This window comes from Propylenella binzhouense (genome assembly GCF_009866965.1).
In the GTDB taxonomy this organism is placed as follows: domain Bacteria; phylum Pseudomonadota; class Alphaproteobacteria; order Rhizobiales; family Afifellaceae; genus Propylenella; species Propylenella binzhouense.
Genome location: NZ_SPKJ01000113.1, coordinates 1 through 11,442 on the forward strand (window position 1 = coordinate 1; position 11,442 = coordinate 11,442).

General features: G+C 70.4%; 15 protein-coding genes and 1 tRNA gene. 8 read left to right on the plus strand and 8 right to left on the minus strand.

The annotated features are described in order from the left end of the window. Window positions 1-152 precede the first annotated feature (152 nt). Window positions 153-584: a hypothetical protein gene (locus E4O86_RS20110; RefSeq protein WP_161142338.1), complete on the plus strand. Its 432-nt coding sequence runs from the start codon at window positions 153-155 to the stop codon at window positions 582-584. A 47-nt stretch (window positions 585-631) separates the two neighbouring features. Here E4O86_RS20110 and dksA read toward each other — a convergent pair whose 3' ends face one another. Then, window positions 632-1,048: an RNA polymerase-binding protein DksA gene (gene dksA, locus E4O86_RS20115; RefSeq protein ID WP_161142339.1), complete on the minus strand. Its 417-nt coding sequence runs from the start codon at window positions 1,046-1,048 to the stop codon at window positions 632-634. Window positions 1,049-1,245: 197 nt separating this feature from the next. Between dksA and E4O86_RS20120 the strand changes: the two genes are divergently transcribed. From E4O86_RS20120 to E4O86_RS20130, 3 genes are all read left to right on the plus strand, one after another. Beyond that, entirely contained in the window at window positions 1,246-1,596 is a 351-nt protein-coding gene (locus tag E4O86_RS20120; protein ID WP_161142340.1) for a hypothetical protein, read from the plus strand. Between the two features lie 67 nt (window positions 1,597-1,663). Continuing rightward, entirely contained in the window at window positions 1,664-2,503 is an 840-nt protein-coding gene (locus E4O86_RS20125) for an AAA family ATPase (protein ID WP_161142341.1), read from the plus strand. A 15-nt stretch (window positions 2,504-2,518) separates the two neighbouring features. Continuing rightward, window positions 2,519-3,364 (plus strand): MBL fold metallo-hydrolase, encoded by an 846-nt coding sequence (locus tag E4O86_RS20130; RefSeq protein ID WP_161142342.1) that lies wholly within the window; start codon window positions 2,519-2,521, stop codon window positions 3,362-3,364. 27 nt (window positions 3,365-3,391) lie between these two features. On the opposite strand, the gene E4O86_RS20135 is transcribed toward E4O86_RS20130, so the two are convergent. Continuing rightward, the gene (locus E4O86_RS20135; RefSeq protein ID WP_161142343.1) at window positions 3,392-3,841 is read right to left on the minus strand and encodes a host attachment family protein; all 450 of its coding nucleotides are present in this window, start codon (window positions 3,839-3,841) and stop codon (window positions 3,392-3,394) included. 253 nt (window positions 3,842-4,094) lie between these two features. Between E4O86_RS20135 and E4O86_RS20140 the strand changes: the two genes are divergently transcribed. Further along, on the plus strand, window positions 4,095-4,877 hold the full coding sequence (locus E4O86_RS20140; RefSeq protein ID WP_161142344.1) for a glycoside hydrolase family 25 protein: 783 nt from the start codon (window positions 4,095-4,097) through the stop codon (window positions 4,875-4,877). A 102-nt stretch (window positions 4,878-4,979) separates the two neighbouring features. Here the strand turns inward: E4O86_RS20140 and E4O86_RS20145 are convergent, their stop codons facing one another. From E4O86_RS20145 to E4O86_RS20155, 3 genes are all read right to left on the minus strand, one after another. Beyond that, entirely contained in the window at window positions 4,980-5,192 is a 213-nt protein-coding gene (locus E4O86_RS20145) for a DUF3126 family protein (protein WP_161142345.1), read from the minus strand. Window positions 5,193-5,264: 72 nt separating this feature from the next. Continuing rightward, a complete protein-coding gene (cysE, locus tag E4O86_RS20150) occupies window positions 5,265-6,101 on the minus strand; it encodes a serine O-acetyltransferase (protein WP_161142346.1) in 837 nt (278 codons plus the stop codon). Window positions 6,102-6,200: 99 nt separating this feature from the next. Continuing rightward, window positions 6,201-6,959 carry an alpha/beta fold hydrolase gene (locus tag E4O86_RS20155; protein WP_161142352.1) on the minus strand — a complete coding sequence of 253 codons (759 nt, stop codon included), beginning with the start codon at window positions 6,957-6,959 and terminating at the stop codon, window positions 6,201-6,203. Between the two features lie 133 nt (window positions 6,960-7,092). Between E4O86_RS20155 and E4O86_RS20160 the strand changes: the two genes are divergently transcribed. The 3 genes from E4O86_RS20160 to E4O86_RS20170 all read left to right on the plus strand — a co-directional run bounded on the left by E4O86_RS20160 (window position 7,093) and on the right by E4O86_RS20170 (window position 10,153). Then, entirely contained in the window at window positions 7,093-7,335 is a 243-nt protein-coding gene (locus E4O86_RS20160; protein WP_161142347.1) for a zinc-finger domain-containing protein, read from the plus strand. 13 nt (window positions 7,336-7,348) lie between these two features. Beyond that, window positions 7,349-8,476 carry an FAD-dependent monooxygenase gene (locus tag E4O86_RS23975; protein ID WP_161142348.1) on the plus strand — a complete coding sequence of 376 codons (1,128 nt, stop codon included), beginning with the start codon at window positions 7,349-7,351 and terminating at the stop codon, window positions 8,474-8,476. 123 nt (window positions 8,477-8,599) lie between these two features. Further along, complete coding sequence (locus E4O86_RS20170) at window positions 8,600-10,153, plus strand: PRC-barrel domain-containing protein (protein ID WP_161142349.1); 1,554 nt, start codon at window positions 8,600-8,602, stop codon at window positions 10,151-10,153. A 149-nt stretch (window positions 10,154-10,302) separates the two neighbouring features. Here the strand turns inward: E4O86_RS20170 and E4O86_RS20175 are convergent, their stop codons facing one another. The 3 genes from E4O86_RS20175 to gpt form a co-directional block, all read right to left on the minus strand. Beyond that, the gene (locus tag E4O86_RS20175; protein WP_161142350.1) at window positions 10,303-10,515 is read right to left on the minus strand and encodes a hypothetical protein; all 213 of its coding nucleotides are present in this window, start codon (window positions 10,513-10,515) and stop codon (window positions 10,303-10,305) included. A 50-nt stretch (window positions 10,516-10,565) separates the two neighbouring features. Further along, window positions 10,566-10,650, minus strand: a tRNA-Leu gene (locus E4O86_RS20180). Window positions 10,651-10,749: 99 nt separating this feature from the next. After that, window positions 10,750-11,250 carry a xanthine phosphoribosyltransferase gene (gpt, locus tag E4O86_RS20185; RefSeq protein WP_161142351.1) on the minus strand — a complete coding sequence of 167 codons (501 nt, stop codon included), beginning with the start codon at window positions 11,248-11,250 and terminating at the stop codon, window positions 10,750-10,752. Window positions 11,251-11,442 lie beyond the last annotated feature (192 nt).

The following is an 11,442-nucleotide window of genomic DNA, read 5'->3' on the forward strand; positions in this document are numbered from 1 at the left end:
CGCAGCGGGTCCCGCCGGTCGAGCCACCCCCGGAACGAGCGGCGAGCGAGCCCCCTTCCGCCGGAAGCGGCCAGCAGCCCGACATGCTCCGGGCAGCCGCCCCGGGCGACGGACCGGCAGCGCCGCGGCCGGCGCGCGGGGAGGCACGGATCATGCCGGCCGGACCGCTTCCGGAAGCCGCGGCCGAGCGGAACGCCACACCGCCGGCGTTGGCGCCCGCGCCGGAAGCACCTTCGGGCGCTCAGCCGACGACGCTCGGAGACCTCGCGCAGCGGCTCGAGGCGGCACTCGCCCGCGAGGCCCGCACGCAGCCGGACTCCCGGACGGCGGCCGCACCGAGACCGGAGTCCGACATGGCGGCCGAGCAGGCCGCGCCGAACGTCGCGCCCGCCTTGGCGCAGCAGGCGCAGAGCAGGCCGCCGCGGCCGGCAAGCCCCGCTCCCGCGCGGGAAGCGGCAGCGGTCATCGACAAGGAGGGTGCGGTGATCGATTTCGGGACGCGGCGGCGCGAAGGCGCGGACGCGCTCGAGGAAGAGATGGCGCGCCTGCTCGGGGAACTCGGCGGCGAGACCGGGCGGCGCTGACGGGCGGAACCGGGCGCGGCTCGCCGCGTCCGGCCGGGACTTTCTCCCTACTCGTCGCGGTAGACCCGCTCGCGGCGCTCGTGCCGCTCCTGGGCTTCCACCGACAGCGTGGCGATCGGCCGCGCGTCGAGCCGCTTCAGACTGATCGGCTCCCCGGTCTCCTCGCAGAAGCCGTAGGTGCCGTCCTCGATCCGCTTCAGCGCCGCGTCGATCTTGGCGATCAGTTTCCGCTGCCTGTCGCGCGCCCTCAATTCAATCGATCGATCGGTCTCGGACGAGGCCCTGTCGGCCAGATCCGGATGATTCTGGTTTTCAAGCTGCAACGCTTCGAGCGTTTCCCGACTCTCTGCGAGAATCTCTTCCTTCCAAGCGACGAGCTTCTTGCGGAAATATTCGCGCTGCCGATCGTTCATGAACGGCTCGTCTTCGCTTGGACTGTATTCCCGTTCCGCCTCCAACATCATCGGCCCACCCCAATGAGTTGCCCTGTCCCCTGAGCGAGCGGATATACGGAGAACGTGGCTGCGAGGCAAGCCGTTGGGAAATGAAGATCTTATGAAGCGATGCCCGGCCGAGGGCGCCGCAGCTTCGCCACACTTACCTGATTTTAACCCCGTCGGGGCATCCATAACCTCAGGCAACCTGGAATGGCGACGCGACCGTGAACGCGGACCGCTCGGCTCAAGTTCTGCTCGATGCGATCGCGCGTGCAGAGACCGCCGTCATCGCGGCCGTCGAGCACGAATGCGCCGCGCTGCGCGGAGGCCGCAGCGACGAAGCGCCACGCCTCCAGGCCCGCATCGCCGACGCGTCCCGCAGCTACCTCGCCGTCATCCGGACCGCACGCTCCCGGCTCGACCGGCTCGAATTCGCCCGCCCCGGCATCCGCGACGAGCTGGAACGCCGCCGCACGGCCTTCGCCGCTCTCCTCAAGATCGAGCTCGCCGTGCTGGCGGCCGTGCGCGCCGCGGCATCGGACGCCCTCCCCCCGCCGATCGGAGCGGCCGCCTGAGGCGCGGCGCTTGCGGCAAAGCGCGCCAGCCCCTACCAGACCAGGATCGCAGCCAGGGACCGACCCGATGGGATTCTCCGGAACGGAGCGCTACGTCGCCACCGCAGACCTGACGGCGGCGGTGAACGCCGCGGTGGTGCTGCAACGCCCCCTCCTGGTGAAGGGGGAGCCCGGCACCGGCAAGACGGAGCTCGCCCGCGAGGTAGCGCGCAGCCTCTCCGCCCCGCTCATCGAATGGCACGTCAAGTCGACGACCAAGGCGGCCCAGGGCCTCTACGAATACGACGCCGTCGCCCGCCTGCGCGACAGCCAGCTCGGCGATCCGCGCGTCTCCGACATCACCAACTACATCCGCCGCGGCAAGCTCTGGGAGGCGTTCGCCGCGGAGGTCAGGCCGGTCCTCCTGATCGACGAGATCGACAAGGCCGACATCGAGTTCCCGAACGACCTCCTGCAGGAACTCGACCGGATGGAGTTCCACGTCTACGAGACGGGGGAGACGGTGCGGGCTGAGCGCCGGCCTGTCGTCATCATCACGTCCAACAACGAGAAGGACCTGCCGGACGCCTTCCTGCGGCGCTGCTTCTTCCACTACATCGCCTTTCCCGACCGAGAGACGATGGAGAGGATCGTCGGGGTGCACTTTCCCGGTCTGAAGCAGCGCCTCCTGCGCGAGGCGCTCGGCGCCTTCTACGAGATCCGCGACGTGCCCGGGCTGCGGAAGAAGCCCTCGACCTCGGAGCTCCTCGACTGGATCAGGCTCCTTCTCAGCGAGGACGTCGATCCCGCCACGCTCCGGGAGAAGAGCGCCGCGAAGGCGATCCCCCCGCTCTACGGCGCGCTCCTGAAGAACGAGCAGGACGTCCACGTGTTCGAGAAGCTCGCCTTCATGAGCCGGCGCAGCTGACGGGGCCGCCGTCGCATGACCCCGTTCATCTGCGAGACCTGCGGGACGCAGTTTGCGCCTTCGGCGGAGCCGCCGTCCCGCTGCCCCGTCTGCGACGACGAACGGCAATATGTCGGGCCGGGCGGCCAGCGCTGGACCACGCTTCAATCCCTGCGCGCCGGCCACGCCAACGTGGTCCGGGCCTGCGAGCCCGGCCTGTTCTCGATCCGCACCGAGCCGAGCTTCGCGATCGGCCAGCGGGCGTTCCTGCTCGTCACGCCCGCCGGCAACCTCCTCTGGGACTGCGTCGCCCTCCTCGACGAGGCGACAGAGACCTTCGTGCGGGGGCTGGGCGGGCTCGCCGCGATCGCGATCTCGCATCCGCACTACTACACGACGATGGCGGAATGGGCCGAGGCCTTCGACGCGCCCGTCCTCCTGCATGAGGCCGACCGGCAATGGGTGATGCGCCCGAGCGCGCGCATCCGGTTCTGGCCGGGCGAACAGCTCGGCATCGCCGACGGCCTGACGCTCGTCCGCTGCGGCGGCCATTTCGCCGGCGGCACGGCCCTGCACTGGGCGGCCGGCGCAAGCGGCGCCGGCGCGCTCCTGCCCGGCGACGTCCTCCAGGTCGTGCAGGACAGGCGCCACGTCTCCTTCATGCGCAGCTATCCGAACCTCATCCCGCTTTCGGCAGGCTCCGTGCGGCGGATCGTCGAGGCCGTCTCGCCCCTTCCCTTCGAGACCGTCTACGGCGCCTTCGCCGGCCGGACGATCGCCCGCGACGGCAAGGCCGCCGTGATCCGTTCGGCGGAGCGCTATATCCGCGCGGTCTCGGGCGAAGGGCCGGCCGATGCGGAGCGGGCGGGCGGCGCGCCGTAGCGGCCGCCGCGGGGCTTCGGCGCCCGCTCAGTCCATCGCGAGCAGGCTCTCGATCTTGCCGACCGGATGGTTGGTGAGCGTCTTGTCGATCTCGGCGACGATCCGGGCGCTCACCTCCTGGTGGAACGCCTTCCTGAGATCGCCGAGCGTCGGCGGCGGCGCCACGACCACGAGCCGCTCGAAGGCGCCGGCATGCGCCTTCCTGTAGAGCGTGTCGGCCAGGTCCTTCGCGAAACGCTCCTTCTCGAAGCGGTGCCAGTCGGTCTCCTCGACCGCGCTCCGGGCCGTGGCGGCGGACTGGTGGACCCGCCCCGGCCGGTCGGTACCCTGTTCACGCGTGGGCGGGGTCTCGTGCTCGAACAGGTCGAGCACGCGCAGGTCGAGATGCTCCGGGTCCCCGGCATTGCGGAAGAGCATCGCCTTGACGCCGTCTCCGACCAGAATCCAGTCGCCGTTGCGGATCGTCACCTTGGCCATGAAGCCTCCCTCGTCTCGTGCTCAGTGGCGAGATAGGGCGCTCCGAAGCCGGATGCAGGCCCCGCCTTGGCCTTTGTTCCAGCAGAGAACCGTGCACGAAAAGGTGTGCGGCGCGCGCAGCGCGGACGCGCTATCCCTCGGACCTGCACGCTTGGCGCACCCGCGGCAGGCCGCGCCCGACCTTGCTCATTAAGGAAGCGGCAAGGATAAATCGGCGACAAGGGGAGGACCACGACACCTGCCGCGTCACGCCATGCTCTCTCGCCTCGCAAGGGCCATTGCGGTTCTCGCGACCGCCGCATTCGTCTCAAGCTGCGCGGGCAAGCTGCCCTATCCCACGCACGGCGATTCCGACCCGCATCCCGGCGTCGCCCGGGCGCATCGCATGCCGGTCCAGGGCATCGACGTCTCCAAGTACCAGGGCGACATCGACTGGGACAGGGTGCGGCGCGCAGGGACCCGCTTCGCCTACATCAAGGCGACGGAAGGCGGAGACCACGTCGATTCGCGGTTCTACGACAATTGGGAAGGCGCGGCGCGCGCCGGCATTCCGCGCGGCGCCTACCATTTCATGTACTGGTGCCGGACAGCGACCGAACAGGCGATCTGGTTCAGCCAGGCCGTCCCCTACGATCCGACGGCGCTGCCGCCGGTGCTCGACCTCGAATGGAACGGGCATTCGGTCACTTGCCCGTCCAAGGTGCCGCGCGAGCAGGCGCTCGAGATGATCCGGATCATGCTGGCGGCCATGGAGGCGCATACCGGACGCCAGCCGATCATCTACACCGACATCGGCTTCCACAGGGAGGTGCTCGAGGGCGAGTTCCCGCACTACCAGTTCTGGCTCCGGAGCGTCGCCGCCGAACCGCACGAGCGCTTCAACGGCCGCAAATGGGCGCTCTGGCAGTTCACCGCCACCGGCCGCGTGCCGGGCGTGAAGGGCGATGTCGACCGCAACGCCTTCATCGGCTCGCCGAAGCAATGGGAGCGCTGGCTGCGGGACGTGACGACGGACCACCGCGTCTTCAAGCACTGAGCCTCGCGGCCGACGGCCGCCGCCCCCGATGTCCTCAAGCCGTGCGGGGCCGAGCCCGCGAAGGGACGGCGTTCGAAGACGCGTCCCGCGGGCCGGCCAGACTTAATCCTTCAGGTCGTAATCGAGGATCGCCATCGTGAAGTTGTAGGAGACCTCGTCGTCCTCGTCGTCCTTGAAGAGAACGCCAACGAACTCCTCGCCGACGAAGACTTCCGCCGAGTCATCCTTGCGCGGACGCGTCTTCACCTTGATCGTGTCGTTGGCGAAGAGGCGACGCAGGTATTTCTCGATCTTGGCAAGTTCGTCCTTCGTCACCGGCTTTCCTCGGTCTCGTCTCAGACGGATGGGTGTCTTGCACAGCGCCCGGCCGGTGGCAACCGCGATCGATCAGCGCTCCGGCTCGGCCTCCGGGCCGCCGAGGATGTGATCCATCGTGCGGGCGGGCTGCGCGCAGCCGGCCTTGCCGACGACCCGTGCCGGAACGCCGGCCACCGTGGTGTTGGGCGGAACGGGCGCGAGCACGACAGAGCCGGCCGCGACACGCGAGCACGAGCCGATCTCGATATTGCCCAGGATCTTGGCGCCGGCGCCGATGAGCACGCCGCGCCGGATCTTCGGATGGCGGTCGCCGCGCTCCTTTCCCGTGCCGCCGAGGGTCACGTTCTGGAGAATCGAGACATCATCCTCGATGACGGCCGTGCTGCCGACGACCACCCCCGTCGCATGGTCGATGAAGATGCCGCGGCCGAGCGGGACGGCCGGGTGGATGTCGACCTGGAACATCTCCGAGACGCGGCTCTGAAGGTAGAGCGCGAAATCCTGCCGGCCCCGGCGGAACAGCCAGTTGCTGAGCCGCTGCGCCTGGATCGCGTGGAAGCCCTTGAAATAGAGGGCCGGCTCGATGAAGCGGTTGCAGGCCGGATCACGGTCGTAGACCGCCGAGAGGTCGACCCGGAGCGCGACCGCGTTGCCCGGCTCGTCGGCATACATCTCGTGGAAGGCGCGCTTGATGTGGGCGCCGTCGAAGGCATCGTGGTCGAGCCGCTCCGCGATCCGGTGCGCAATCGCCGCCTCGAGCGTCGGATGGCTGAGGATGCTGTCCCAGACGAAGCCGGCGAGCACGGAATCCTGCGCGACGACCGCTTCCGCCTCGGTGCGGACCGCGTGCCAGAGCGGGTCGACGGCCTCCAGCGGAGAGGCGGTCCCGGAGATCTTGGAATTCATGCGCTCCTCCTGCGGGTGGTCACCACCGGGCGCGTGGACATATCTATCACAGGGCCCGGCCCCGCCAAGTGGCGCGGGCCGAGGGGGCGCCGCGATCCCTCAACCGTGCTCGCCGAGGAACTCGATCACCGCCTTCTTGTGGGCGCGGTCTCCGACGGCCTTCATGTGGTCGCGGCCCGGGATCGCAAACGCCCGCGCGCCGGGAATGAGCGCGGCGAGCGCAGCCGGATCGCCCGCGATCGTGTCCGCCGTCCCGACCGCGACGAGCACGGGCAGCCTGATCCGTCCGAGCTCCTCCGGCGTGAGCGTCTGGCGCGAGGCGGTGATGCAGGCGGCAAGCGCCTCGCGGTCGGCGCCGGTCTGGTCCGCGAAGACGCGGAACGCCCGCGCGTCCTCGTCCTCCACCGTCTCCGCGGACGGCGCCCGCATCGCCGCGGCGATCGGGCCCGGCGCGCCCACGCCCTTCACGAGCCCCTCGCCCAGCCCGGAAAGGACCACGGCGCGGAGCCGGTCGGGATGGGCGAGCGCAAGAAAGGCGGCGATCCGCGCACCCATCGAATAGCCGACGACATGCGCGCGCGGAATGCCGAGATGGTCGAGCAGGCGCCGCGCGTCCTCCGCCATGTTCGGTGTGCCGTAGGCCTCCGGATCGTGCGGCTTGCCGCTCTCCCCGTGGCCGCGATTGTCGAAGGCGATCACGCGGTAGCCGGCATGGACGAGGTCCCTCACCCAAGAGGTCGCGACCCAGTTGACCTTGTGGTTGGAGGCGAAGCCGTGGATGAGGAGGACCGGCGCGCCTTCGCCCTCGTCGAGATAGGCGATCGGAACGCCGTCGGAGTTGAAGCTTTGCGTGGCCATGTCGTCCAGTCCGTTCGGTGCGCGCTGGCTTACACGAGCGCGCTGCGGCATCAAACCCTCCGGGCGCACTGGTCAGCCGAGGGCGAGATGCTATTGTCCGCGCCGATCCGAGACGGGTACCGAAAGTTCCGAGATGGCCGACAAGATCGTTCCGCATTTCCACAACACGCCGGGCGTGCCGTCGGTCGCGATCGGCGCGCGCGAGTTCATGTGCGTGGGCGCGCTTCCGCCCTTCGACCATCCCCACGTGTTCCTGGACATGGGCGACGAGGACGAGGCGATCTGCCCCTACTGCTCCACGCTCTACAGGCACGATCCGTCCCTGCACGAGGACGAGGCCCGGCCGCCCGAGTGCCTCTACACGCTGCCGACCTGAGCCGGCCCGGTCGGTGCGGACCGCCATCGTCGGCGGCGGCATAGCCGGTCTCGCGGCGGCGCTCGCGCTGGCGCGGACCGGGCAAAGAGCGATTGTCTACGAACGCGCCGAGGCGGTGCGCGAGGTCGGCGCCGGCATCCAGCTGTCACCGAACGCGGTCTGGATCCTGCGCGGCCTCGGGCTCGAGCGCGCCGTCGCGGAGCGGGCGAGCGAGCCGCAGGCGATCGTCATCCGTGCGGGCCGGAGCGGCAGGCAGCTCGCACGCATCCCGCTCGGCGCAGCGGCCCGCGAACGCTACGGCGCACCGTACCTCGTGATCCACCGCGCCGATCTTCACGCCGTGCTATGGGAGGCCGCGGCCGGGATCGCGGACCTCCGCACCGGCGCGGCGGTGGGCGGGATCGCAAGCGACGGGGCATCCGCAACCTTTGAAGCGGCCGGGCATGGCGAGGAGGCCGACCTCCTCGTCGCCGCCGACGGCGTGCATTCCGCCGTCCGCACCGCCTATTTCGGTCATTCGGGGGCCCGCCCGACGGGGGCGTTCGCCTGGCGCGCCACGCTCGGGCGCCGGAACGTGCCCCCGTCCCTCGACGCCGGCTCGACCGGCCTCTGGCTCACGCCCGGATTCCACCTCGTCCACTATCCGGTCCGCGGCGGCGAAGACCTGAACGTGGTCGCCATCGGCGGGACGCCGGCGGAGCGGCCGGCCGCCGCGGGGCTCGCGCCGGTCCTCGCCGATCTTCTCGCCGCGGTTCCGGACTGGGTGCTCTGGCCTCTCCTCGGCGTCGACGAGACACGGCCATGGGTGCGGGGCGCCGTCGCGCTCGTCGGTGACGCCGCCCATGCCATGCTTCCCACGGCCGCCCAGGGCGGCGCCCAGGCGATCGAGGACGCCTGGGCTCTCGCGGCGGCGCTCCGTGCGGGTTCGCTTGCGCGCCTCCCCGCACGGCTCAGCGCCTTCGAGGCCGCGCGGCGGCCGCGCGTGGAGCGCATCTGCCGGACGGCGCGACAGAATCTCGCGATCTACCGGCTTTCGGGCCCAGCGGGGGCGGCACGCGACCTCGCGATCGCCGCTTTGCCGGGCCGGGCGCACCTTGCGCGACTCGACTGGCTCTACGGATACCGGCCCGATTTCGCGTAGCCGGTTCGGGCGGCCGGGAACGGACCCCCGTTCATCGCATTGTCTCGAATGGAAGGGCCGCGTAGCCCCGACCAAGGATGTCGCGCGGCCCGAACCATGCAGCATGCACGAAGGGAGACTAGCATGATCCGCAGATTGATGGCGAGCAGCGCGATTTTCGCACTCGTGAGCGCAGGCGCGCTCGGCACGGCGCTCGCGCAGAACAACCCCGCCACGCCCGCGCAGTCGAACCAGCCGGCGGCCGCCGCTCAGGCGGGCGGCGCCGGCACCGTCCAGACGCAGGGATTCTTCGCGGAGCACGCGAACCTCGCCTCCCGGATCATGGGCCAGCCGGTCTATTCGAGCCAGGATCCCGAGGCTGACCGGATCGGCGACGTGAACGACCTCGTCGTGGACGAGCATGGAAAGGTCTCGCAGGCCGTGATCGGCGTCGGCGGCTTCCTCGGCATCGGCGAGAAGGATGTCGCCGTCCCCATCGACCAGGTTGCGGTGATCGAGCGCGACGGCAAGGTCCGCCTCGTCTACGCCTCGACCCGCGAGCAGCTTGAGAGCGCAGAGTCCTTCGACCGGGCGGCCTACGATCCGCAGCGGCGCAACGCCGACACGGCGAACACCGCCAGCACGACGGGCTCGGGCATGGTCGGCGGACCGGGAACCTCGAGCACCATGGCGGGCGACATGTCCTCCGGCGCCGGCCAGACGAACCAGAACGCGGCGAACCAGAACGCCGCCGAGCGCGCCGGCAACGCCTCGCCGCAATCGACGACGGCCCAGGCCGATAACAGCGCTGCCGGCACGCAGACCGCCCAGGCCGGCGGGAACTCCGGGTTCGTGAACTTCGACGAGAACGCCCAGATCCGCGCGAGCGACATGATCGGCAAGGAGGTCTACGGGCAGGACGACCGGAGCATCGGCGAGATCGCGGACATCGTGCTTGCGCCGGACGGCAAGACGCGCGCCGCCGTGATCGATGTCGGCGGCTTCCTGGGTGTCGGCGAGAAGCCCATCACCATCCCGTTCGACCAGCTGCAGATGCAGGCCAAAGCCGACAGCGCCGCCGCGGCCGGCAATGCCGGGCAGAACAATGCCGGCCAGGGCAATGCAGCCCAGCGCGCGGCGGCCGACGGGAGCGACATGCGCATCAGCGTGGCGATGACCCGGGATCAGATCGAGCAGGCGCCCGAATATGACCGCGACGCCGAGGCCGCGAATATGAACGCGGCCGGCACCGGCATGGCCGCCAACCGCGCGGCGGGCACAAGCGGCGGAGCCGCCAGCAACCAGGCGACCGACGCCAACCGCGCCGCCCAGGCGAACCAGCAGGCGGCGACCGGCAGCCCCGCCCCGACCGGCAGCCAGCAGGCGATGACGAACACCGGCGGTAATGCGGCGGTCCAGCCGCAGGAGGTGAGCGCCGACGACCTGCTCGGCGCGAAGGTGGTCGGTACGCGGGACGACGATATCGGCGAGGTCGAGGACGTCGTCTTCACGAAGTCGGGCGACATTCAGGCCGTCGTGATCGATGTCGGGGGCTTCCTCGGCATCGGCGAGAAGCCGGTCGCGGTCCAGTACGACACGCTCAACGTTCAGAAGGACAAGTCGGGCGACCTCCGCGTCATGGTGAACACGACGGAGGACCAGCTGAAGGACGCGCCGGAATATCGCGGCGCCGACTGAGCGACCTCGCCTCACCCGCCACACGGCGCGAGCCCGCCGGCTTCCCAGCCGGCGGGCTTCGAGCGTCGGGCGCATGACCGCCGGACAGGCCGCACGCGTTCCGGATGGTCTGCCGAGCCGGGCCGGGCGCGATCGCCCGCCCGGGGCGCTCAGTGGATCGGCCGGATCATGATCACGCTCTCGGAGCGGATGAGCACGCGCCGGGGCTCCGCCCCCTCGTAGCGCGGCACCTCGTCGGGCGTGATGAAGTCGGTCGCGCGGAGCATGGCCAGCAGCCCGTCTATGTCGCGTGATTCGAGGATCCGCACGACGGCTCCGGTGCTCACCGTGATCTCGTAGTGATGGACCGTTTCGGCAGCCATGACGCTCGGGCGCTCCTCTCCTGCGCCGCCGATCCTGCGGCGGTTCTTCCTGGTGCGGGCGGCGGGGATCGAACCCGCATGCCTTGCGGCGAGGGATTTTAAGTCCCTTGCGTCTACCGGTTCCGCCACGCCCGCCCGGAGAGCCCCCGTTCTAGGGGCGGATCAGCGAAGGCACAATGAGCCGCGCCCGACGGCGTTCGGGTCCGGCGCAGGGCATCGGGATGCGACCGCCTCTCAGCCGCTCCGCCCGGAGATCGGCGGCTGGAAGGAGAGGCCGAGATCCCACGGGAAGTAGATCCAGGTATCCTGCGAGACCTCGGTCACGAAGGTATCGACGAGCGGGCGGCCCATCGGCTTGGCGTAGACGGTGGCGAAATGCGCCTTGGGCAGCATCTCGCGCACGATCGAGGCGGTCTTCCCGGTGTCGACGAGGTCGTCGATGAGGAGGATGCCGGCGCCCCCCGCCTCGACGCCGGGCAGGTCCGCGGCGATCCCCTTCAGGACGGCCGTCGTCCCCTGCGTCCTGTAATCGTGGTAGGACGCCACGCAGACCGTCTCGATCACGCGGATCTCGAGCTCGCGGCAGACCACGGCGGCCGGCACCAGCCCGCCCCGGGTGATGCAGACGATCGCGGAAAACGGGCCGGCGCCGGAGAGGCGCCAGGCGAGCGCGCGGGCGTCGCGGTGGAACTGGTCCCAGGAGACCGGGAAGGCCTTCTCGGGCGTCGGGTTCATCCTCTTTCTCCAGAAGCCGGAGGGCGCGGGCAGCGGCAAGGCCGCGTCGCCTGGCGCGCCGTTGCCCGCTTGTTGGCGCATTCCCGGCCCGCTTGCAATCGGACCGCCGCGCGGACCGGCCGACGCCTCGCCACGCGGCCCGGCTAGAGGGCAGCGAGGGCGGCGCGGAGCGCTGCCGCCGCCGCCGCGAGC